A 22,410-nucleotide genomic window follows, 5' to 3' on the forward strand; every position below is an offset into this window, starting at 1 on the left:
AGCGAGTGGGGAGGTCTTCATCCCGCGCCGGGACGGCGGCCTTCGGCCTCGTCGAGGATGAGCAGCGAGCGGGAGGAGACGACTCCGGCCACCTCGTGGATGCGGCGCAGGATCACCTGCGACAGCGCAGTGTTATCCGGGGCATTGACCGTCACCAAGGCGTCGATATCCCCGCTGACGGCTTGGACCTTCTCGACGAATGGAAGGGCTGCCAGGTCGTCACGGACCTGCGGCCAGGGGCGCTCGCCGATCTTGACGACGACGACCGCGGTCACGGTCATGCCGAGGGCCTCGCGGTCCACCTCGGCGGTGAATTTTCTGATCGCGCCGGATTCGATGAGGGTGGTGAAGCGCTTGTGCGCAGCCGAGCGGGAGATATGGACGCGTTCGGCCAGCTGACGCACGCTCAGCCGCGAATCCTCGACAAGGGCAGCGATGATGCTGCGGTCGATGTCGTCGAGGTCGAAAGCCACGGGGAGCTCCTTCACCATTGATGTCTGCGTCTGGTCTGGGACCTCTGCGTTGAACCTGCCCCGATGCACTCGCGCGCAGAGGCGGCGATGCGCACCGGGAGGACTGGTCGGTCTGCGTCCCATTCTAGGGCCCCGCCTCGGCGGGTGACGGTCGCGCGTCGAGGTCCCGTCGTCGACGACGGGGGAACCGCCTCGGCGAGGGAATCCGGCGTCGTCGAGGAGTCCGACGTACTGGACAAATTCTGTCGATCGTTCGTACAGTTACGGAGATATCTGTGGTGCCTACCACGTACCATGGGTGATGGACATGGCCGGTTCCTACCTGGACCCGGTCAACGGACGGAAATCAGCCACCTGTAGATTATGAGACGAAAGTCTCACGCAGCTGGAACTGCTTCACGAACCTAAGGAGTCATCCTTGAAGATCGCGGTGTTGGTCAAAGAGGTCCCGGATACGTACGGCGACCGCAAGTTGAACTTGGAAACCGGGCTTGCCGATCGCGGCGCCTCGGAAGCCGTCCTCGACGAGATCGGTGAGCGTGCCCTCGAGGTCGCACTGACGCAGAAGGACTCCGACGGCGACACCGAGGTGACCGTCATCTCGATGGCGCCCGATACCGCGACCGCCACGATCCGCAAGGGTCTGGCCATGGGCGCCGACAATGCCGTGCACGTGGCCGACGAGTCGCTGGGCGGTGCCGATCTCGGGCTGACCGCCGAGGTGCTCGCCGCTGCTCTGCGCCGCGGTGAGTACGACCTCGTCGTCACCGGCAACGTCTCCACCGACGGCAACGGCGGCATGATGCCGGCGATGCTCGCCGAGCACCTCGACTACCCGCACGTGACCGGCCTGACGACCGTCGAACTGGAAGGCGGCAAGGTCTCCGGCAGCCGCGCCATCGAAGGCGGCAAGCAGCAGGTCTCGGCCGAACTGCCCGCCGTCATCTCCATCACCGAGGCGCTTCCCGAGGCCCGATTCCCGAACTTCAAGGGCATCATGGCAGCGAAGAAGAAGCCCTTCGAGGTCATCAGCCTGGCCGATCTCGACATCGACGCCGAAGATCAGTCGACCGCGCGTTCGATCATGGTCACCGTCGCCGAGAAGCCGCCGCGCGAAGCCGGCGAGAAGGTCGTCGACGAAGGCAATGGCGGAGTCGAACTCGCCGAATACCTCACCAAGAACCGTCTGGCCTAAGGAGAATCGTCATGTCAGAATTCCCGCAGGATTCCATTCTCGTCGTCCTCACCGCCGATGCCGAAGGCCAGCTGGAGAAGCCGGCCGCCGAACTGCTCGGCGGTGCTGCTGAGATCGGCTCGCCCGTCGCCCTCGTGCTCGCCGCCGGCAGCGCCGACGCCGCTGCCGAGAAGGCCGCCGAACTCGGTGCCGTGGCGACCCTGACCGCCGCAGCCGTCGAGGGCAACCTCGGCACCGCGGCCGTCGATGCCGTGGCCGCAGCTGCGGAGCTCACCGCGCCCGACGCCGTACTCGTGCCCAATACCCTCGACGGTCGTGACATCGCCGGCCGCTACGCCGTGCGCAGCGGGTCGGCCGTGTCCGTCGACGCCATCGGACTCGAACGCGACTCCGAGGGCATCGTGGCCGACCACTCCGTCTACGGCGGCGGCTACACCGCCTCGTCGGCCCCGACCTTCGGTGCGCCCATCGTCACCGTGCGTCTGGGCTCGATCGAAGCCCGTGCCGAGGCGCAGGCTGCGAACACGCAGGCCCTCGAGGTCGCCGATTCCGGTAAGCGCTCGGCTGCGATCGATTCGTTCGAAGCTGTTGTCGAAACCTCCTCGCGTCCCGAGCTTCGCGGTGCGCAGAAGGTCGTCTCCGGTGGTCGCGGCGTCGGTTCGGAGGAGTCCTTCGAGCTCGTCGGCGAGTTCGCCGATACCCTCGGCGCTGCCGTCGGTGCTTCCCGTGCGGCCGTTGATGCCGGTTACATCGCCCAGTCCCACCAGGTCGGCCAGACCGGTGTGTCGGTATCCCCGCAGCTGTACGTGGCTCTCGGCATCTCCGGTGCGATCCAGCACAAGGCCGGCATGCAGACCTCGAAGACCATCGTCGCGGTCAACAAGGACGCCGAGGCCCCGATCTTCGACATCGCCGATTTCGGCGTCGTCGGCGACCTGTTCAAGGTCGTTCCCCAGGCCATCGAATCACTGAACGAGAACAAGTCCTGATATGGCAACCTATTCCAGTTCGCTGCGCTCGGGTCTGCCCCGGGTCGAAGGCGGAGACCCCTGGCCCCCGGAGGGCACCATCGGCGAACCCTTGGAAGAGGGCGCGTCGTGGTTGCCGGAGACTGCCGAGACGGAGGAACTGGATGAAGGTTCCCCCGCCGAGGCGGCCGACGCGCAAGTGACCGACGCCGAGGATTCGTCGACCGGTGTTGCTGTTGCAGCGGGCACCGGCGCTGCCGGAATTGCCGGCGGTGCGGCCGCTGCTGCGACGGCGGGCGATGACGATGATGCAGCCGATGCCGCTCCTGCTGAAGCCGCTCCTGCGGCCGAGGTTCCGCTGCGCCGCGGTCTGCCGCGCGTCGAAGGTGGAGAGCCGTGGCCGCCGGAAGGTCTCGCTCCTGCCGGGGTGAAGGCCACCGGTGCTTCGGCCGCTCCCGCTGCGTCGGCCGAAGTGCCTGCTTCCGAGGAGCCTGCAGTCGAAGAGGATGTCGCTGTCGAGGATTCGACCGAGGACGCGGCGTCCGTCGAGTCGGACGAACAGTCGTCGGCTGCCCCGGCCGCCGCCGCTGCAACGGCCGGTGCCGGAGCTGCGGCTGGCGCTGCCGTTGCCGCCTCTGAATCTGCTCCTGCCGCCGAGGTTCCGTTGCGCCGTGGTCTGCCGCGCGTCGAAGGTGGAGAGCCGTGGCCGCCGGAAGGCTTCGCGCCCGCCGGAGTCAAGGCCGCTGGGGGTTCGGCTGCCGACGCTGCTCCGGCAGCGGCTGTATCCGCGCCCGCCGAGAGCACCGCGCAGGAATCCGCTGCTCAGGCCGACTCTGCCGAAACCGCCTCGGCTGATACGTCAGACGATTCCACGTCTGAATCGTCGTCCGCTGCTCCCGCTGCCGCCGCAGCTGGCGCCGGTGCTGCCGGTGCCGGTGTGGCCGCAGCTGCTGCTGGCGGCTCGGGCTCCGGAGAACTCTCCGATGTTCCCCTGCGCCGTGGACTTCCCCGCACCGCCGGGGGAGACCCCTGGCCGCCGGAAGGGTTCGCACCCGCACACGCTGCCAAACCTGCCGCAGGCTCGGTTGCCGCTTCGGCTCCGACCGAGGAGAAGGCCACTGAGACCACGTCGACCGATGCCGCATCTGCCGAGGCCGGCAAGTCTGCCGATGATGCACAGTCGACGGCCGAGGCGAAGCAGGATGCGACGCCGGCGGCAGCCGACGGATCCGGTGAGAAGAAGCCCCAGGGTCGACGCACCGGAATCGGTGGTGTCGGTGCCGGTGCGGCAGCCGCCGGTGCGGGAGCCGCCGCCGGTGCAGGTGCTGTGGCAGCGGGAGCCGCCTCGGCGTCGGAGAAGTCCTCCGACGGAGCCGAGAAGAAGCCCGCTCAGCGCAAGCCGATGGGCCAGCCTGCGGCGAAGACCACGGACAAGCCTGCCCAGCGCAAGCCGATGGCCAAGCCCGCCGCGAAGGCGGACGACACGGCTGCGGCACGCACCGCGGACAAGCCGGCCGCGAAGACGGCACCGGCTGCGAAGGCCACATCGTCGGGTTCGGGCAGCACCGCCTCGGCGAAGCCTGCGGCGAAGAAGGAACCGGTCATGATCGGTTCGAAGTCGCTGGGACAGTGGTCGAAGCTCGTCGGGCTGGGACTCGGCGGACTCATCGTCGCGGCCGGGATCCTCATCCTCGCTGCCCGCGGGGTCACGACCCTGCCGGGCGTGCCGGAATTCCTCGAGCGCTACCCGGGCGAATACCACATCCCGGACTTCGTCGACCCCGGGTTCCCGGGTTGGGTGCGGTGGACGCACTTCCTCAATATCTTCTTCATGGTGCTCATCATCCGGTCGGGACTGCAGGTGCGGCACCAGCAGAAGCCGCCGGCGTTCTACACCCCAAAGAAGGGCGGGAAGAAGGTCAGCATCAACCTCTGGCTGCACACGAGCCTCGATCTGCTGTGGCTGGCCAATGGTGTGGTCTTCGTCGTGCTGCTGTTCGTGTCCGGTCATTGGGCGCGGATCGTGCCGACCAGTTGGGAAGTGTTCCCGAACGCGGTCTCGGCGATGCTGCAGTACGCGACGATGGAATGGCCGATGGAAGAGGCGTGGGTCAACTACAACGCTCTCCAGCAGCTGATGTACTTCATCGTCGTGTTCATCGCGGCTCCGTTGGCGGCGATCACGGGTGTGCGGATGAGCGAGTGGTGGCCGAAGGATGCTGCGAGGCTGAACAAGTTCTACCCGGCGCCGTTGGCTCGGGCGATCCATTTCCCGACGATGCTGTTCTTCGTGTTCTTCATCCTCGTCCACGTGTTCCTCGTGTTCACGACCGGACTGCGGCAGAATCTCGGGTACATGTTCGCGGGCACGAATGTGCTCGGTTGGGCCGGGCTCATCTGGTTCCTCATCGCGATGGTCGTGGTCGTGGCCGGGTGGTTCGCGGCCAGGCCGTTGCTGCTGGCTCCGATCGCGAACCTCTTCGGACGCGTTTCGAGCAGGTAGGACAGACACTCATCACTCGGCCGGTCAGGCCGAGATGGACGGCGATCAGGCCCTGTCGGATATTGAATCCGGCAGGGCCTGATCGCTGTCCTTTCGCATTCCCGACAGAAATCTCTTGACCGGGGAATGCGATGACTTTAGTGTTGAATGCAACCGAGTTGCAATAAATGCAACTTTGGGAATCTCAGCCGCCCACCACATCGGAGAAGACAATGAAGTCGGACCTGGCTCCAGAGGACAATGACGCAGCGAAGACGAGGCCGTCATCGTCCGAGCACCCCACGCTCGAACAGAAGCGGACGCTGCGACGTGTCGTCTCGGCCAGCTTCGTCGGCAACTTCGTCGAATGGTTCGACTACGGGGTATACGGCTATTTCGCCACCACGATCTCGCTCGTCTTCTTTCCCAGGTCCGAAGGCAATCTCGCTCTCCTGTCGACCTTCGCGGTCTTCGCCGTGTCCTTCGTCGTCCGTCCCATCGGCGGCTTCATCTGGGGGCACATCGGGGACAAGATCGGACGTCGCTCCGCACTGTCCGTGTCGATCCTCATCATGTCGGTCTCGACCTTTGCGATCGGTCTGCTGCCGAGCTTCGCGGTCGCCGGCTTCCTCGCTCCGGTGCTGCTGCTCGTCGTCCGCCTCGTCCAAGGATTCTCCGCGGCAGGCGAATATGCGGGCGCCTCGGCGTTCCTCGTCGAATACGCACCACCGCGGCGACGCGGACTGTACGCGGCAGTGGTTCCCGCCAGCACGGCGACCGGCCTGCTGCTGGGCTCCGTGCTGGCCGCGGTGCTGTCCTCTGCCCTCACCGACGTTCAGCTGGAGACCTGGGGTTGGAGGCTCCCGTTCTTCCTCGCCGCGCCCATGGGGCTCATCGGACGTTACATCCGCACCCGACTCGAGGACACCCCGGCCTTCCGTGAGCTCGCGCAGCAGGATGAGGTCATCAAGGCCCCGGTGTTCGCGATGTTCCGTGATCACTGGCGGCCGCTGCTCATCGCGATGTGCGCGGTCCTGCTCAATGCTGTCGGCTTCTACGTCGTTCTCACCTACATGCCCACGTATCTCACCACGGAACTCGGCTACGGGGCGACGGAATCATTCGTCGCCACGACCATTGCTCTTGTGACCTACATCGGCTTCATCCTGCTCACCGGTCTGGCCTCCGACCGGTTCGGGCGCAAACGGATGCTCACCATCGCCTCCATCTGCTTCATCGTCCTCACGGTGCCTGCCTTCATGCTCCTCGATACCGGAAGCTTCGCTGTCGTCGTCCTCATTGAGATCGCCCTCGGGGCCATGCTCACGCTCAACGACGGCACCCTGCCGAGCTTCCTCGCGGAGATGTTCCCGACCCGGATCCGCTACACCGGATTTGCCGTGAGCTTCAACGTCTCGAACGCGCTGTTCGGCGGTACGGCTCCGTTCATGGCCACTCTGCTCATCGGGGTGACCAACTCGAACCTGGCTCCCGGCTGGTACCTCATGGCCGCTGCGGCCGTCTGCTTGGGCGCTGTCATCTGCGCCAAGGAGACCTTCCACAAACCCCTGCGCGAAGTCTGACGAGCGCAGCCGCCACTCTCGCAGCTCGCCGGACGCGCAGCTGTCAATCACACGCGGCTGTGCCCGACGCGCAGCCGTGCCGAACGAATAGGAGAAAACGATGACCACCTTCGCCGACAACGCATCCGTCGCCGACCTGGAGCGAATCAAGGTCCTGCACAACGGGTCGAAGACACCACTGACGTTCTCCGACGCGGAGATGGAGCGCAGGCTGACCGGACTGCGTTCGATCATGGCCGAGAAGGAGCTCGACGCCGTGATCCTCACCTCGTACCACAACATCAAGTACTACTCTGACTTCCTCTTCACCTACTTCGGCAGGTCCTATGCCATGCTCGTCACGCCCGACGACACGGTCACCATCACCGCGAACATCGACGCCGGCATGCCCTGGCGGACCAGCTACGGCGAAAACATCGTCTACACCGATTGGCGTCGGGACAACTACTACTTCGCGATCCAAGAGGGACTGCGTCAACGTGGGATCGGCAATCCCCGCCGCCTCGGAGTCGAGGACGACAATCTGCCGCTGGAGGACCGCAATCGGATCCAGGGTGCATTCCCAGACGCAACGCTCGTCGACGTCTCCCACGAGGCCATGCGCCAGCGGATGATCAAGTCGGCCGAGGAGATCGAGGTGATCAAGCACAGCGCTAGAATCGGCGACCTCGGCGGCGAGGCGATCAGAGATGCGATCACCGAAGGGATCAGCGAGTACGAGGTCGCTCTCATCGGCACCGAGGCGATGGTTCACGAGATCGCGAAGACCTTCCCCGACCAGGAGGTTCGAGACACGTGGGTGTGGTTCCAGTCGGGGATCAACACCGACGGCGCCCACAACTGGGCGACCACGCGCAAGGTCCGCAAGGGTGACATCCTCAGCCTCAACTGCTTCCCGATGCCGACCGGCTACTACACGGCACTGGAGCGCACACTCTTCTACGGTCAGCCCGATGAGCGTTCGCTCGAGCTGTGGAATGTCAACGTCGAGGTGCATAAGCGCGGCATCGAACTCATCAAGCCGGGCGCCGTGTGCAAGGACATCGCGGCCGAGCTCAACGAGATCTATCTCGAGCAAGGGCTCTTCGCCAACCGCACTTTCGGCTACGGGCATTCCTTCGGCGTGCTCAGCCACTACTACGGGCGCGAGGCCGGGCTCGAACTGCGCGAGGACATCGACACCGTCATCGAGCCGGGCATGGTCATCTCCATGGAACCGATGATCACCATTCCCGAGGGGCAGCCGGGCGCCGGCGGATACCGCGAACACGACATCGTCGTCGTCGGGGAGGACGAATCCGAGGACATCACGAAGTTCCCCTTCGGCCCCGAACACAACATCATTCCGGCCTGATCGGCAGTCCGTTCGAATCGACCGAGAACCTGGGCGTCGGCCGGTTCTGCGAGCGCACATCGTCTCGTAGCACCGGCCGGCGCGATCGCCTGCGAATATAATCACCACATGTCCCCACACTCTTCCGACCAGTCACGACGCGGCGCCTCGGTCATCGAGAACACCGTGGCCATCCTCCGATGCTTCTCACCCGATCGACAGGAACTCGGAGTCACTGAAATCGCACCGCGTGTGGGGTTGCACAAGAGTTCGGTGTCACGCATCCTCGCCTCACTCGAGCAGGAGGGTATCGTCGAGCAGGTGCCGTCCAAACGGTATCGCCTCGGCCTCGGGATCATTGCGATCGCCGGGCCGCTGCTGGCCGACCTCGACGTCCGACGTGCCGCCTACCCGATCCTGCAGACGCTCACGCGCACGACCACGGAGACGAGTGCGCTGATGGTCTGGGACGGGGCGGAGGCGATCACGGTCGAGCAGATACCGAGTCCCCAGCCGGTCAAGCACACCTCCAGTCTGGGGTCGAGGTACCGAACGGAGGGCAGCGCCTCGGTGAAGGTGTTCCTCAACGCCGCGGCCGGAACAGGACACGCCGACGGTTTCGCCTATGCCCTCAACGATGCAGAGACCTCACCGCACGAGGTCGGCATCGCCGCGCCGGTGCGCGATCATCGCGGAGAGGTCACCGCAGCGATCCTCATCGCCGCACCGAAATTCCGCACCGATGCCGACCGAGTCGCCGAACTCGGCGAACATTGCGTCCAAGCTGCCAAACGGGTGTCGCAGCGGCTCGGCGGTCACTGAGATGTGACTGCCGGCGCTCAGCGCAAGGTGGAGCGGACGGTCTTGTCGAACTCGCGGACGTGCTCGGCGGCGCGGGCGGCGACGGCCTCCTCATCGCCGTCGAGGATCGCCTCGAGCAGATCGATGTGCTCGCGGATGTGGGTGATGAGATCCGGGATCCCCGGGATGACCAGACACCAGATGCGGGTGGCCAGATCGTCGAGGCGGATGAGGGTCTCCGACAGGTGCGGGTTGTCCACAGAGCTGTAGATGAGGCGATGGACGTCGAGGTCGCGCTCCATGAGAGTGCGCTGCTCGTCGGTCGCCTCGAGCGCCCTGAGGTCGGCGATGGCGGCCGTGAAGTCCATGCGCCGCTCCGGGGTGAGGTTGCGCGCCGCGCGCCTGGCGGCGATCGGTTCGAGAGCCTCGCGCATCTCCGAGATCGTCGACAGATCGGTGAGGTCGACATTCGTGGCGAAGGTCCCGCGCCGCGGATACGACACGACGAGGTGATCGCGCTCGAGGCGTTTGAGTGCCTCTCGGATGGGGGTTCGCCCGACGTCGAGCTCGGAACTCAGGGCCGCCTCGTTGATCGGATCGCCCGGAGCGATGTCGAGCATGATGAGCCGGTGCCGCAGGATCTCATAGGCGTGATTCGCCAAGGACGTCGTCGGTGACGTCGCATCGGCGGATGTGCTCATGAGAAGACTCCTCGAACTCTTTGCGGGCAACGTATTGCGTCGGCTGGATCTCTCTGCCTACACTACAGGAACGCATCTGATATATTAGTTGCTGATCAGACGAGGTCGGCTGATCGGCACCGATCGAAGGAGATCCATGACAGAGCAGCTCGCGGCTCCCGCCGTCGATGACACCGCCACGCCCGATGCCTCGGCGGGCGCTTCCGCTGAGACCTTCCCCAGCCGTGAACCCGTCGAACTGAGCACTCCGATCGCCGAACTCGATCCCTCAATCGCCGGCTTCATCGACGCCGAACTGGCCCGGCAGCGCGAGGGCCTGGAGATGATCGCCTCGGAGAACCACACCGCCGCGGCAGTCATGGAGGCTCAAGGATCGGTGCTCACGAACAAGTACGCCGAGGGCTACCCGGGCCGCCGCTACTACGGCGGCTGCGAACACGTCGATGAGATCGAACGCATCGCCATCGACCGCGTCAAGGCCCTCTTCGGCGCCGCGTACGCCAACGTCCAGCCGCACTCCGGTGCTCAGGCCAACGCCTCGGTCATGCACGCCCTCATCCGTCCCGGCGACACCGTCCTCGGACTCAACCTCGCCCACGGCGGCCACCTCACCCACGGAATGAAGATCAACTTCTCCGGCCGCCTCTACTCGATCGTCCCCTACGGCCTCGACGACACCGGACGCGTCGACATGGCCGAAGTCGAACGCCTCGCCCAGGAACACCAGCCGAAGCTCATCGTCGCCGGCTGGTCGGCCTACACCCGGCAGCTCGACTTCGCCGAGTTCCGCCGCATCGCCGACTCCGTCGGTGCCTACCTCATGGTCGACATGGCCCACTTCGCCGGACTCGTCGCCGCGGGCCTCCACCCCTCACCGGTCCCGCACGCCCACGTCGTGTCCTCGACGACGCACAAGACCCTCGGCGGCCCCCGAGGCGGCATCATCCTCACCAATGACGCGGACATCGCAAAGAAGATCAACTCCGCCGTCTTCCCCGGTCAGCAGGGCGGACCCCTCGAACACGTGATCGCCGGCAAGGCCGTGGCCTTCGGCCTGGCCGCCACCGACACCTTCGTCGACAAGCAGAAGCGGACCCTGGCCGGGGCTTCTGAACTCGCCCGCCGCCTGACCGAGAGCGATGTCGCCGAGCGCGGGATCTCCGTCCTCACCGGCGGCACCGACGTCCACCTCGTCCTCGTCGATCTGCGCAACTCGACCCTCGACGGAGCCCAGGCCGAAGATCTGCTCGCCCAGATCGGCATCACCGTCAACCGCAACGCCGTCCCCGACGACCCCCGACCGCCGATGGTCACCTCCGGACTGCGGATCGGCACCCCGGCACTGGCCAGTCGCGGCTTCGGCAGCGAAGCATTCGCCGAGGCGGCCGACATCATCGCCGGGGCGCTCAAGGCCGGCACCGACGACAACGGCGCGAGCCCGGAGGTCATCGCCGAACTGAGCGCACGCGTGACCCGACTCGCGAACGACCACCCCCTGTACCCCACCCTCACCGAGATCGGAGCACGCTGATGGCTGACCAGCTTCCCGAACACCCCGACTTCCTGTGGCGCAACCCGGAGCCGAAGAAGTCCTACGAAGCCGTCATCGTCGGCGGCGGCGGACACGGCCTCGCCACCGCCTACTACCTGGCGAAGAACCACGGAATGACGAACATCGCCATTCTCGAACGCGGCTGGCTCGCCGGGGGCAACATGGCCCGCAACACGACGATCATCCGCTCGAACTACCTGTGGGACGAATCCGCCGCGATCTACGAGACGTCCCTCAAGCTCTGGGAGCAGCTGCCCGAAGAGCTCGACTACGACTTCCTCTTCTCCCAGCGCGGCGTGCTCAACCTCGCCCACACCCTCCAGGACGTCCGCGAATCCCAGCGCCGCGTGAACGCGAACACGCTCAACGGCGTCGACGCCGAATGGCTCGATGCAAGCCAAGTCAAGGAAGTCTGCCCGATCATCAACATCGGCGACGACCTCCGCTACCCCGTGATGGGCGGCACCTATCAGCCGCGCGCCGGCATCGCCAAGCACGATCACGTCGCCTGGGCCTTCGCCCGCAAGGCCGACGAAATGGGTGTCGACATCATCCAGAACTGCGAGGTCACCGGCATCGAACGCATCGGCGATCAGGTCGTGGGCGTGCAGACGAACCGCGGACCGATCGCCACCGAGAAGGTCGCGTTGGCCGTGGCCGGGGACTCCTCGGTGCTCGCCGACATGGCCGGGATCCGCCTGCCGATCCAGACCCACCCGCTGCAGGCACTGGTCTCCGAACTCTTCGAACCCGTGCACCCGACCGTGGTCATGTCCAACCACGTCCACGTCTACGTCTCCCAGGCGCACAAGGGCGAACTCGTCATGGGCGCCGGCGTCGACTCCTACAACGGATACGGCCAACGAGGCGGCTTCCACGTCATCGAGGAACAGCTGGCCGCCGCGGTCGAGCTCTTCCCGATCTTCGCCCGCGCCCATGTGCTGCGCACCTGGGGCGGCAACGTCGACGTCACCCTCGACGCCTCACCGATCGTGTCGAAGACCGAGGTCGACGGACTCTACGCCAACTGCGGCTGGGGCACCGGAGGCTTCAAGGGAACACCGGCGGCGGGCTTCACCTACGCCCACACCATCGCGAACGACGAACCCCACCCGCTCAACGCCCCATTCGCCCTCGACCGCTTCGAAACCGGCCACCTCATCGACGAACACGGCGCCGCAGCCGTGGCCCACTGAGCGGAAGGAAAGAGACACCGACATGCTGCTCATCCACTGCCCGAACTGCGGGCCACGCGACGAAACCGAATTCCACTACGGCGGACAGGCCCACGTTGCCTACCCCGAAGACCCGTACGCCCTGACCGACAGGGAATGGGCCGAGTACCTCTTCTACCGTGAGAACAGCCGCGGCGCCTTCGCCGAGATGTGGAGCCACAGCGCCGGCTGCCGGAAGTGGTTCAACGCCGTCCGCGACACGGCCACCTACGACTTCACCGCGATCTACCCGATCGGCTCGCCCCGTCCCGACACACAAGGAGAGGTTCGATGACGAACACCACCCGTCTGCACTCCGCTTCTCGTCTGCCCTCTGCCACCGGCATCGACACCACCCGCCCGATCGACTTCACCGTCGACGGACAGGCCTACTCGGGCTTCGCCGGTGACACGATCGCCAGCGCGCTGATCGCCGCCGGCCGCATCGACTGCGGCAATTCGACCTACCTCGGACGCGCCCGCGGCATCCTCGGCGCCGGCGTCGAGGAGTCCAATGCGCTCGTGCGCGTGCACTCCCGGTTCTCCGGAGACGTCTCCGAGTCGATGCTGCCCGCCACCCGCGTCGCCATCGCCGAAGGGCTCGAGGCCGACTACCTCGCCGGGCTCGGCATCCTCGACCCCGGCCAGGACGAACTGACCTACGAGCACAAGCATGTGCACACCGACGTTCTCATCGTCGGCGCCGGCCCCGCCGGACTCGCCGCCGCACGTGAGGCCGGCAAGTCCGGTGCCCGTACCCTGCTCCTCGACGACCAGTCGCTGCCCGGCGGCTCGCTGCTGGCGGCGGGACCGGCCACGGCCGAGACCATCGACGACGTCGACGCCCTGGAGTGGGTCGAGTCCATCGTCGCCGGATTCGCCGAGCACGAAGAACTCACCTATGTCCCGAACACCACGGTCTTCGGCAGCTACGACTCGAACTACTTCGTCGCCCTCGAAGACCGCACCGACGCGGTTGCCGCCGCCGGCGGCCACGGAGTGCGGCAGAAGGTCTGGCACATTCGCGCCGGTCAGGTCGTGCTCGCCACCGGCTCTCACGACCGTCCGATCGTCTTCGCCGACAACGACCGCCCCGGCATCATGCTCGCCTCGGCCATGCGCACCTACCTCGGCCGCTACGGGGTCGCCGCAGGCCAGAACGTGGCCGTGGCGACGACGAACGACTCCGCTTATGATCTCGTCACCGACCTCCACGCGGCAGGCATCACCGTCCCTGCGGTCATCGACTCCCGCCCGACCGCCTCGGCGGTGGCCGAATCCGTCACCGCAGCCACGGGCACACGACTGATCCTCGGCTCAGCGGTCACCGGCACCGCCGGTGAAGGTCCAGCCGGACGCATCAGCTCCCTCACCGTCGCCGAGCTCGACGCCGACGCCGTCGCAGCCGAGAACGGTGAGAGCATTCCCGTCGACCTGCTCGCGGTCTCCGGCGGACATTCGCCGGTCATCCACCTGCACGGTCAGCGCAAGGGCGCAATCCACTGGAACGTCGACATCGCGGCCTTCGTGCCGACGACGCCCGTGCGTGACCAGTTCACGGTCGGAGCAGTGACGGGGGACTATTCCCTCGAGGCGGCACTGCGGCAGGGCGCCGAGGCAGGCAGCCAGGCAGCGAACCGCACCGGTTTCCCGGCCGCGCTCTCCGTCCCCGCCGCCTCGCCGATGGCGTATGCCCCGGCCCGTCCGCTGTGGCTGGTCACCTCCGCGCAGGACGATCACACGAACCTGACCACGCACTTCATCGACTTCCAGCGTGACCAGACCGTCGCCGATGTGCAGCGGGCGATGGGTGCGGGCATGCGTTCGGTCGAGCACATCAAGCGCTACACCTCGATTTCGACGGCGAACGATCAGGGCAAGACCTCCGCGGTCAATGCGATCGGCGCGATCGCCTCGGTGCTGGGGGAGGCCGACGACCTCGGTCAGGTCGGGCACACGACCTTCCGCGCCCCCTTCGCCCCGGTGCCTTTCGCGGCACTGGCCGGACGGCGCAAGGGCGAACTCTTCGATCCCGCCCGCGTCACCTCGATCCACCCCTGGCACGTCGCTCATGGTGCCGAGTTCGAAGACGTCGGTCAGTGGAAGCGGCCCTGGTACTACCCGAAGCCGGGTGAGGACATGGAGGCGGCGGTGCTGCGCGAGGGCAAGGCGGTGCGCGAATCCGTCGGCTTCCAGGACGCCTCGACGCTCGGCAAGATCGAGATCCGCGGGAAGGACGCCGGGGAATTCCTCGGCCAGATCTACACGAACGGCTTCAAGAAGCTGAAGGTCGGCAAGGGTCGCTACGGGCTGATGTGCAAGCCCGACGGCATGATCTTCGACGACGGCGTGACCCTGCGCGTGGCCGAGGACCGCTACTACATGACGACGACGACCGGTGGGGCGGCGACCGTCCTCGAATGGCTCGAGGAATGGCATCAGACCGAATGGCCCGACCTCGACGTCGTCTTCACCTCGGTGACCGAGCAGTGGTCGACCGTCGCCGTGGCCGGCCCCCGGTCCCGCGATGTCATCGCCAAGCTCGCCCCGAACCTCGACGTCTCCAACGACGCCTTCGAGTTCATGGGCTTCCGCGAGACCACCCTGGCGAACGGCATTCCCGCCCGCATCTGCCGGATCTCGTTCTCCGGTGAGCTCGCCTTCGAGATCAACGTCGACACGTTCTACGGGCTGACCGTCTGGGAGGCTGTCGCCGAGGCGGGGGCCGAGTTCGACATCACCCCGTACGGCACCGAGGTCATGCACGTGCTGCGTGCGGAGAAGGGCTTCATCATCGTCGGTCAGGACACCGACGGCACCGTCACCCCTCAGGACGCGGGCATGGAGTGGATCGTGTCGAAGGTCAAGGACTTCATCGGCAAACGCTCCTACTCCAGAGTCGACACGGCCCGTGAGGACCGTAAGCACCTCGTCGGAGTGCTGCCCGTCGACGGCACGACCCGCCTGGCCGAAGGCGCCCAGCTCATCACCTCGGGCACCCCGGTCACACCGGAGGCCGGTCCGGTGCCGATGATCGGGCACGTCACCTCGTCCTATATCTCGCCGAGCCTCGACCGTCCGTTCGGTCTGGCGATGGTCGAGAACGGCCGCAACCGTGAAGGTGAGATCGTTCAGTCCCCGCTGGGAGACACCTTGATCGATGTCGAGATCACCTCGCCCGTCTTCTACGATCCGGAAGGAAACCGCCGCGATGGCTGACACCACTTACACCACTTCACCTGCGAAGTCGACCGCGGGTCTCGACGATCTGCGTGTCTCCCCGGCCGCCCACCTCAGCCGTGAGATGGCCGCGGCCACCCAGGCCGGCGGCAAGGCAGTGGCCCTGCGCGAACTGCCGTTCTCCGTGCAGCTCGGGCTGCGCGCCGAACCGGACTCCGCCTCGTGGAAGTCCCTCGAGAACACCTTCGGTCTGCCCCTGCCGCGCCGCGTCGGCGAGGTCACCGGGGACCAGGCAGGTCTGCACGTCCTGTGGCTAAGCCCCGACGAGTTCCTCGCCGTCGACGTCTCCCGCCAGCAGCAGCCGGGAGAGACCCTCGTCGCCGAGGCGGGACTCGCAGGACTGCCCGGGCAGGCCCTCGACCACTCGGCCAACCGCACCATCCTGCAGCTGAGCGGGTCCAAGGCTCGCGAGGTGCTCGAGAAGAGCTGCCGCGCCGACCTCCACCCGCGGGCCTTCGGCATCGGCTCCGCGATCGTCACTGCGCTGGGTCCCGTGCCGGTCATCCTCCATCACTCCTCGGTGCTCGAATACCGTGTCTACCCGCGAGCGAGCTTCGCAGACTTCACGGTCCGCTGGCTGCTCGACGGAATGGCCGAATTCCTCGATGAGGATGCGGCGGCGGCCGGTGCGGACGGCTCGTCGGCGGGTTCTGAAGGGGGCGCCGGCTGATGGCACTCGGGGTCCTCGATCTGTTCTCGATCGGCATCGGGCCCTCCTCCTCGCACACGGTGGGACCGATGCGTGCGGCGGTGCGCTTCGTCGACGAACTCGCCGCAGAGGGTCTGCTCGATCGCGTCGACGCGATCCGGGTCGGCCTCTTCGGGTCGCTGGGGGCGACGGGAATCGGGCACGGCTCGGACTCCGCCGTGCTGGCCGGACTGAGCGGGAAGGAACCGGAGACGCTCGACCCGGATTCCGTGAGCCCGCTGGTCGCCAGGGTCCGCGAGGAAGGGACGCTCAGCCTCGGCGGGCGAAGGGATGTGCCCTTCGACGTTCGATCGGACCTCACCCTGCACCTGCGGGAATCCCTGCCCGGCCATCCCAATGGGATGCGCATCAGCGCCGAGGCGGCCGGTGAGCTCATCGAGCGCGAGTACTACTCGGTGGGCGGGGGCTTCGTCGTCACCGCCGAGGAGCTCGCCGCGGAGAAGGACGCCGCCGAGGCGATCGACGCGGCCGCGAGCGGTCCCGGATCCGGCGAGGACAGTGCAAGGGGACCAGGTCGGGACGGTGACGTCATCGAATTCTCCACCGCCGATGAACTGCTTGCACAGTGTCGGGCGCATGGGCTGTCCATCGCCGATCTCATGGCGGTCAACGAACGAGTCCGCCGGACTGATGAGAACCTGCGGGCCCGGCTGCTCGTGATCTGGGCGGTGATGCGCGAATGCGTGCACAACGGCTGCACCCGCGCCGAGACGACGCTGCCCGGCGGACTCAAGGTGCGCCGCCGCGCCCCGGAACTGAAGGTAAAGCTCGAAGCCGCGGACTATCGGGCATCGGGCTCCCTCGACGCCCTCGAATGGGTCAACCTCTACGCGCTGGCCGTCAACGAGGAGAACGCCTCGGGCGGGCGGATCGTCACCGCCCCGACGAACGGGGCCGCGGGCATCATCCCCGCGGTGCTGCACTATATGGACCGGTTCGTCACCGGCGGCAGCGACGGCGAGGGCGATGCGAGCGTCTCGGACGATGCCGTCGTGCAGTTCCTGCTCACCGCCGGGGCCATCGGAATCCTGTTCAAGCGCAATGCCTCGATCTCCGGCGCCGAGGTGGGCTGCCAGGGGGAGGTCGGATCGGCCTGCGCGATGGCTGCCGCAGGACTGTGCGCCGTGCTCGGCGGAACACCGGAGCAGGTGGAGAACGCCGCGGAGATCGGACTCGAGCACAACCTCGGGCTGACCTGCGATCCGGTCGGCGGCCTTGTGCAGGTGCCGTGCATCGAACGCAATGCTATCGCCTCGGTGAAGGCGATCAATGCGGCCCGGCTGGCCATGCACGGCGACGGCTCCCACCGGGTGAGTCTCGACCAGGCGATCGAGACCATGCGGAAGACTGGAGCCGATATGAAATCGAAGTACAAGGAGACATCGCGCGGCGGACTCGCCGTCAACGTCATCGAATGCTGAGCGGCACGATTCCCAGTTTTCGCGCCGCCTGCAGATATTGCACCACCCCGGACTCGGCACTACTGAACAGAAAGATTCAGACATGCAGGACTACATCTTCACCCTCGAATGCGCAGAGCGCCCCGGCATCCTCCACTCGGTGACCGGCGCTCTGCTCACCCACGGAGGCGATATCAAGGAACTCAAACAGTTCGACGACCAGTCGACCCAGCAGCTGTTCCTGCGCATCGACTTCAGCGTCTCCGACGAGCCGGGCAACGGGATCGAAGCGCTGCGCAGCGACTTCGAGGCCCTCGGCGAGGAGTTCGGGGCGACCTGGCAGCTGTGGCCGCAGGGTCAGAAGCGGCGGGTGCTCATCATGGTCTCGAAGTTCGAGCACTGCCTCAACGATCTGCTCTTCCGGGCCCGGGTCGGCGAGCTGCCGATCGAGATCGCCGCGGTCGTGTCGAACCACCCCGACCATCGGGAGCTCGTCGAATGGCACGGCATTCCGTTCTTCCGGGTCCCGGTGACGAAGGAGACGAAGCCCGAGGCCGAGGCGAAGCTGCTCGAACTCGTCGACCGCTTCGAGGTCGACCTCGTGGTGCTCGCCCGCTATATGCAGATCCTCTCCGACGACCTCGCGCGCGAACTCACAGGACGCGCCATCAACATCCACCACTCGTTCCTGCCGTCGTTCAAGGGTGCCAAGCCCTACCATCAGGCATGGGAGCGCGGGGTCAAGACCGTCGGGGCGACCGCGCACTTCGTCAACTCCGAACTCGACGAGGGCCCGATCATCGCCCAGCAGCTCGTCGAGGTCGACCATGCCTTCACTCCCGAGGACCTCGTCGCCGCCGGCCGCGATGCCGAGTGCAAGGCGCTGTCCAACGCCGTGAAGTGGCACTGCGACGGCCGCGTGTTCCTCTCGGGCAAGAGGACCATCGTCCTGCGCTGAGGCGTCCGCGCCTCGACAACATCTCCTTCGACCGCGCAGGTTCGCGTCGACCGCACACGAAATACCGTGTTGCAGCGACGTGAACCTGCGCGGTCGACGTCGCTCGGCGGCCCCGTCGTTCGCGCTCCGGTTCTGTCGCACAGCGTCGCACAGCTGCCACACAGTTCGGACATAGTCCGTTCATCGGCTGTTTACCCAGAATTTTCTGAGACCGGAAGCCGATGAGAAGGGATTGCAGAAGGTGCGATTCAGATTCAGGGGAAACGAGACCGACGACATCGACCACACAGGAGCGTCGAATACGCGGGGACGTAACAACGAGGCCGAGGCAGGAGTTCGGGGCCCGGGAGCGCAGCGCCCGAACGAACAGCTCACGAGTGATCCGACGGCGCAGGATGAGCAGGACAGTCGGGAGGTCGAGCAGGGAGACCGGCTCCGCGCGCCCAGCAGCCTCCACGCGTTCAACCGCTATGAACTCAAATACTTGGTGCCGTCGAACCAGGTCGGCGACATCCGTGCCGAGCTGAATGAGCGTATGGAACGAGACGCCTATGCCGGGCCGCGCGGCTACGGAGTCTGGAGCGTCTACTATGACACCTCCCACCTGCGCTTCTACTACGAGAAGATCGAGGGGCTGAAGTTTCGGCGTAAGCTGCGCATCCGCCGCTACGGGGACACCGGTGAGGTCGCTGACGAGAACAGTCCCGTATCCGTCGAGATCAAACAGCGGGTCAACCGGGTGACGCAGAAAAGACGCGTCATCCTCCCGTACAAGCAGGCGCTGGCTCTGTGCGACCGGCGTGAGCGCATCGACGTCTCCAGCTCCGACCAGCCTTTCGTCGATGAGGTCCTCGACCTCATCATCCGGCTCGATCTGCGTCCCATCGCGATGACCGGTTATCGTCGCGAACCCTATGTGGGCAGAGATGCGGACCTCGGTCTGCGTGTGACCCTCGATCACCGCGTGCGGGGAAGAGACCGCGACTTCGATCTCCGGGCGGAGACCGAGAATCGGTACATCATCCGCCCTGACCTCGCCGTCATGGAAGTCAAGGTCAACGAACGAGCGCCTTACTGGGTCACGGACATGGCCGCCCGATACGGATTGCAGATCCAGCGGATCTCCAAATACTGCCAGAGCGTCGAGTCCCATGGTCTGGCGCCGCGTTCGGTCTTCCACGCACCAGAGGACCAACATGTCCTTCCCGCCTGACCACTCAGCTCACAGAACCAGCAGTCGGACTTGGACCGAGCCCGATCGCTATTCACCCTCAGACAACAGAGAACAGGAACTTCCCACAGTATGAATTTGGACTTCAACCTCACCGACCTCTCCGGCACTTTCAGCGTCATGGACGTCGTGCTCTCACTGCTGCTCGCCCTCGCCTGCAGCCTGGTCGTCGCCTGGGTGTACCGGGCAACCCACCAGAACGTCAGCTACAGCCAGAGCTATGTGCAGACACTCATCATCCTCGGCATGCTCGTCGCTCTCATCATGCTCATCGTCGGCTCGAACATCGCCAGGGCTTTCGCCCTTGTCGGAGCACTCTCCGTGGTGAGATTCCGCAATGCGATCAAAGAGACGAGAGACGTCGGCTTCATCTTCCTCGTGATGGGCATCGGTATGGCCTGCGGAACGCGCTTCTACACTCTTGCCATCATCGCCACGGTCTTCATCTGCGCCGTCATCTACCTCATGTACCGCTTCGATCTCTTCGGCCTCAACGTCCAGCGTCAGGTCGTCAAGGTGCAGGTGCCCGCCGATGGAGATGTCTATGCTGATCAGCTCGACGACATCCTCATCGCCTCGACCGACGAATACGAACTCATCAGCACCGAGAGCATCCGCGGCGGATCGCTCATGGAGTACAGCTACACGGCGAAGCTCAAGAAAGGTGTCGAACCCAGCGAGCTCATCAACCGCCTGCGGGCCGTCAACGTCGGACAGAAGGCGACGGTTCTGACCGGGTACGACCAGACGGACATGTGAGATGAGCGAGGAGCAGCGAGATCCAGTTCCGAACGAACAGTCGCCTGTCGATCACCCCACTGCCGAGGCGACTGCGCCCGACCGGCCGAAGAAGAGGCGGCTGCGGCACCGATTGCCTGTGCGGCTGAGGCACTACTGGAAGACTGCGGCAGCGGTCGCTGCCGGGTTCGTCGCGGTCGTCCTGCTCTTCGGCGGCTATACCGTCAGGCCCTACATCACCTCTCAGCTCGTCTCCGAGGAGGTCGTGTCCAACGACATCGCCGGAGAAGGAAATCTGTTCGACGGCAAGAGCCATTCGATCGAGATCACCTTCGATCAGTCGGAGTATGAGGACATGATGGCGACGTTCCAGGACGAGGGGGAGAAAGAGTACATCAAAGCAGACATGACGATCGACGGCACTCTCATCGAGGATGTCGGTCTCCGGCTCAAGGGAAACTCAACTCTGATGTCTCTGCGCGGCGATTCTGGCATGCCGGGAGGCGGAGGAGCCGATGCTCCCCAGATGCCCGATGGGCAGGGCGGCGATCGTCAGGCCCGGCAGGGTGACGCTGAGCAGGCGGACGACCGGCAAGACGCCACAGGGCAGGCGGACGACCGGCAGGGCGGCGGCATGGGCATGGTGCAGCTGTCCGAGGACAGCCCCGAGGAGCTGCCGTGGCTCGTCAGCTTCGACGAGTACGACGACGGTCGCGCCTACCAGGGGCACACCGAGATCGCTCTCCGGCCGGCCGCCTCGGGATCGGACACCGCCCTCAACGAGGCGCTCGCGCTGAGCCTGACCGCCGAATCCGGGCAGACGACCCAGGATTACTCGTTCACCTCGGTGAGCGTCAACGGCAGCGACTCGGCGGCACGACTCGTGCTCGATGCACCCGACGCTCAGTGGGCGGATGAGTACGGCAACGGTGTGCTCTACAAGGGGCGTGCGGGCGGATCGTTCGACTACCTCGGCGAGGATCCGACGGACTATGACGATGCCTTCAAGCAGATCAACGCCGACGGCTCCTACGACATGCAGCCCGTGATGAATCTGCTCGACTTCGTCAACAACTCCGACGACGAGGAATTCGCCGAGGAGCTCCACGAGCATGTCGACGTCGAGTCGTTCGCGACGTACCTCGCCACTCAGGAGCTCCTGTCCAATGGCGATGCCATGGACGGTCCGGGGAACAACTACTACCTCTGGTACGACACGGAGGAGGACAAGTTCACGGTTCTGTCCTGGGACCTCAACATGTCGCTGTCGAGCATGGGAGGAGTGGGCGGTATGCCGGGAAGCGGTGGCGACACCGCTGAGAGTGACTCTGCGGACGGCGGCCAGCAGGCTGCGCAAGCTGGAGAAGGTATGCCCGAAGGCGGCCCCGGCGGAGGCCAAGGAGCGGGCCCCGGCGCGGGCCCCGGCGGTGCAGGATCCGACGGTGCGCAGGGCGACGGCGACGGTGAGAAGGGAGGCGGCTCGCGCGGCAGTGGAGTGCTCAAGGAGCGATTCCTCGACAACGAGGACTTCCACAAGCTCTACGAGGAAGCCTATTCCGAGCTGTACTCGTCGCTCATCGAGGACGGTTCGGTGAACGCCACCCTCGAACAGATCGCGAAGCAGGCGACCGCAGCGGGTGATGAGGATACCGACTCCGCTGTGGCCTCGCTGAGGAAGGCGCTCTCCGAGATCAGTGCGGAAGCACCCGAGGAGTCGACCTCGATGCTCGACAACGGCGGTCCTCCCGGACAGTGACCGCGCCGATCGAGAGCGTCAGCGACGCTCGCGACCGATTGAGTTGCCATCGCTGTCTCCTGCGGGTGGATCCGGC

At 65.9% G+C, this 22,410-nt stretch carries 18 protein-coding genes; 16 read left to right on the plus strand and 2 right to left on the minus strand.

Translation table 11 applies throughout. The features are described from left to right. Window positions 1–17: 17 nt before the first annotated feature. Window positions 18–473 carry an Lrp/AsnC family transcriptional regulator gene (locus tag AD89_RS0103640; protein WP_025777249.1) on the minus strand — a complete coding sequence of 152 codons (456 nt, stop codon included), beginning with the start codon at window positions 471–473 and terminating at the stop codon, window positions 18–20. A gap of 418 nt (window positions 474–891) precedes the next feature. On the opposite strand from AD89_RS0103640, the gene AD89_RS0103645 reads away from it, so the two are divergent. From AD89_RS0103645 to AD89_RS0103670, 6 genes are all read left to right on the plus strand, one after another. Beyond that, window positions 892–1,668, plus strand: a complete 777-nt coding sequence (locus tag AD89_RS0103645) for an electron transfer flavoprotein subunit beta/FixA family protein (protein WP_025777250.1) — start codon at window positions 892–894, stop codon at window positions 1,666–1,668. Between the two features lie 11 nt (window positions 1,669–1,679). Continuing rightward, a complete protein-coding gene (locus tag AD89_RS0103650) occupies window positions 1,680–2,657 on the plus strand; it encodes an electron transfer flavoprotein subunit alpha/FixB family protein (RefSeq protein WP_025777251.1) in 978 nt (325 codons plus the stop codon). 1 nt (window position 2,658) lies between these two features. After that, window positions 2,659–5,139 carry a cytochrome b/b6 domain-containing protein gene (locus AD89_RS18050; protein ID WP_025777252.1) on the plus strand — a complete coding sequence of 827 codons (2,481 nt, stop codon included), beginning with the start codon at window positions 2,659–2,661 and terminating at the stop codon, window positions 5,137–5,139. A 212-nt stretch (window positions 5,140–5,351) separates the two neighbouring features. Next, window positions 5,352–6,701 carry an MFS transporter gene (locus AD89_RS0103660; RefSeq protein ID WP_025777253.1) on the plus strand — a complete coding sequence of 450 codons (1,350 nt, stop codon included), beginning with the start codon at window positions 5,352–5,354 and terminating at the stop codon, window positions 6,699–6,701. 100 nt (window positions 6,702–6,801) lie between these two features. Further along, window positions 6,802–8,055 (plus strand): aminopeptidase P family protein, encoded by a 1,254-nt coding sequence (locus tag AD89_RS0103665; RefSeq protein ID WP_025777254.1) that lies wholly within the window; start codon window positions 6,802–6,804, stop codon window positions 8,053–8,055. A gap of 108 nt (window positions 8,056–8,163) precedes the next feature. Further along, complete coding sequence (locus AD89_RS0103670) at window positions 8,164–8,856, plus strand: IclR family transcriptional regulator (RefSeq protein ID WP_025777255.1); 693 nt, start codon at window positions 8,164–8,166, stop codon at window positions 8,854–8,856. 17 nt (window positions 8,857–8,873) lie between these two features. Here the strand turns inward: AD89_RS0103670 and AD89_RS0103675 are convergent, their stop codons facing one another. Beyond that, window positions 8,874–9,536, minus strand: coding sequence for a GntR family transcriptional regulator (locus AD89_RS0103675; protein WP_025777256.1), 663 nt, complete (start codon window positions 9,534–9,536; stop codon window positions 8,874–8,876). Window positions 9,537–9,672: 136 nt separating this feature from the next. On the opposite strand from AD89_RS0103675, the gene glyA reads away from it, so the two are divergent. From glyA to AD89_RS0103725, 10 genes are all read left to right on the plus strand, one after another. After that, window positions 9,673–11,067, plus strand: a complete 1,395-nt coding sequence (gene glyA, locus AD89_RS0103680) for a serine hydroxymethyltransferase (protein ID WP_025777257.1) — start codon at window positions 9,673–9,675, stop codon at window positions 11,065–11,067. Then, on the plus strand, window positions 11,067–12,284 hold the full coding sequence (locus AD89_RS0103685) for a sarcosine oxidase subunit beta family protein (RefSeq protein WP_025777258.1): 1,218 nt from the start codon (window positions 11,067–11,069) through the stop codon (window positions 12,282–12,284). The genes glyA and AD89_RS0103685 overlap by 1 nt, the downstream gene beginning before the upstream one ends. Window positions 12,285–12,306: 22 nt before the next feature. Beyond that, window positions 12,307–12,597, plus strand: coding sequence for a sarcosine oxidase subunit delta (locus AD89_RS0103690; protein WP_025777259.1), 291 nt, complete (start codon window positions 12,307–12,309; stop codon window positions 12,595–12,597). Further along, window positions 12,594–15,521: a 2Fe-2S iron-sulfur cluster-binding protein gene (locus tag AD89_RS0103695; protein ID WP_035319780.1), complete on the plus strand. Its 2,928-nt coding sequence runs from the start codon at window positions 12,594–12,596 to the stop codon at window positions 15,519–15,521. The genes AD89_RS0103690 and AD89_RS0103695 overlap by 4 nt, the downstream gene beginning before the upstream one ends. Next, window positions 15,514–16,212 carry a sarcosine oxidase subunit gamma gene (locus AD89_RS0103700; protein ID WP_025777261.1) on the plus strand — a complete coding sequence of 233 codons (699 nt, stop codon included), beginning with the start codon at window positions 15,514–15,516 and terminating at the stop codon, window positions 16,210–16,212. Before AD89_RS0103695 ends, AD89_RS0103700 begins: the two co-directional genes overlap by 8 nt. Beyond that, a complete protein-coding gene (locus AD89_RS0103705; RefSeq protein ID WP_025777262.1) occupies window positions 16,212–17,672 on the plus strand; it encodes an L-serine ammonia-lyase in 1,461 nt (486 codons plus the stop codon). The genes AD89_RS0103700 and AD89_RS0103705 overlap by 1 nt, the downstream gene beginning before the upstream one ends. Window positions 17,673–17,754: 82 nt before the next feature. Continuing rightward, the gene (gene purU / locus AD89_RS0103710; RefSeq protein ID WP_025777263.1) at window positions 17,755–18,609 is read left to right on the plus strand and encodes a formyltetrahydrofolate deformylase; all 855 of its coding nucleotides are present in this window, start codon (window positions 17,755–17,757) and stop codon (window positions 18,607–18,609) included. A 241-nt stretch (window positions 18,610–18,850) separates the two neighbouring features. Continuing rightward, window positions 18,851–19,822: a polyphosphate polymerase domain-containing protein gene (locus tag AD89_RS0103715; RefSeq protein ID WP_197021711.1), complete on the plus strand. Its 972-nt coding sequence runs from the start codon at window positions 18,851–18,853 to the stop codon at window positions 19,820–19,822. Window positions 19,823–19,912: 90 nt separating this feature from the next. Further along, entirely contained in the window at window positions 19,913–20,599 is a 687-nt protein-coding gene (locus tag AD89_RS0103720) for a DUF4956 domain-containing protein (protein WP_025777265.1), read from the plus strand. Window position 20,600: 1 nt separating this feature from the next. Next, a complete protein-coding gene (locus tag AD89_RS0103725) occupies window positions 20,601–22,334 on the plus strand; it encodes a CotH kinase family protein (RefSeq protein ID WP_025777266.1) in 1,734 nt (577 codons plus the stop codon). Window positions 22,335–22,410: the final 76 nt, after the last annotated feature.

Origin of the sequence: Brevibacterium sp. VCM10 (genome assembly GCF_000583215.1) — a bacterium.
GTDB lineage: Bacteria > Actinomycetota > Actinomycetes > Actinomycetales > Brevibacteriaceae > Brevibacterium > Brevibacterium linens.

Coding starts and splice junctions, on each gene's coding strand:
- AD89_RS0103650 (WP_025777251.1), top strand. CDS start 1,680: ATGTCAGAATTCCCGCAGGATTCCATTCTCGTCGTCCTCACCGCCGAT.
- AD89_RS18050 (WP_025777252.1), top strand. CDS start 2,659: ATGGCAACCTATTCCAGTTCGCTGCGCTCGGGTCTGCCCCGGGTCGAA.
- AD89_RS0103660 (WP_025777253.1), top strand. CDS start 5,352: ATGAAGTCGGACCTGGCTCCAGAGGACAATGACGCAGCGAAGACGAGG.
- AD89_RS0103665 (WP_025777254.1), top strand. CDS start 6,802: ATGACCACCTTCGCCGACAACGCATCCGTCGCCGACCTGGAGCGAATC.
- AD89_RS0103670 (WP_025777255.1), top strand. CDS start 8,164: ATGTCCCCACACTCTTCCGACCAGTCACGACGCGGCGCCTCGGTCATC.
- AD89_RS0103675 (WP_025777256.1), bottom strand. CDS start 9,536: ATGAGCACATCCGCCGATGCGACGTCACCGACGACGTCCTTGGCGAAT.
- glyA (WP_025777257.1), top strand. CDS start 9,673: ATGACAGAGCAGCTCGCGGCTCCCGCCGTCGATGACACCGCCACGCCC.
- AD89_RS0103685 (WP_025777258.1), top strand. CDS start 11,067: ATGGCTGACCAGCTTCCCGAACACCCCGACTTCCTGTGGCGCAACCCG.
- AD89_RS0103690 (WP_025777259.1), top strand. CDS start 12,307: ATGCTGCTCATCCACTGCCCGAACTGCGGGCCACGCGACGAAACCGAA.
- AD89_RS0103695 (WP_035319780.1), top strand. CDS start 12,594: ATGACGAACACCACCCGTCTGCACTCCGCTTCTCGTCTGCCCTCTGCC.
- AD89_RS0103700 (WP_025777261.1), top strand. CDS start 15,514: ATGGCTGACACCACTTACACCACTTCACCTGCGAAGTCGACCGCGGGT.
- AD89_RS0103705 (WP_025777262.1), top strand. CDS start 16,212: ATGGCACTCGGGGTCCTCGATCTGTTCTCGATCGGCATCGGGCCCTCC.
- purU (WP_025777263.1), top strand. CDS start 17,755: ATGCAGGACTACATCTTCACCCTCGAATGCGCAGAGCGCCCCGGCATC.
- AD89_RS0103720 (WP_025777265.1), top strand. CDS start 19,913: ATGAATTTGGACTTCAACCTCACCGACCTCTCCGGCACTTTCAGCGTC.
- AD89_RS0103725 (WP_025777266.1), top strand. CDS start 20,601: ATGAGCGAGGAGCAGCGAGATCCAGTTCCGAACGAACAGTCGCCTGTC.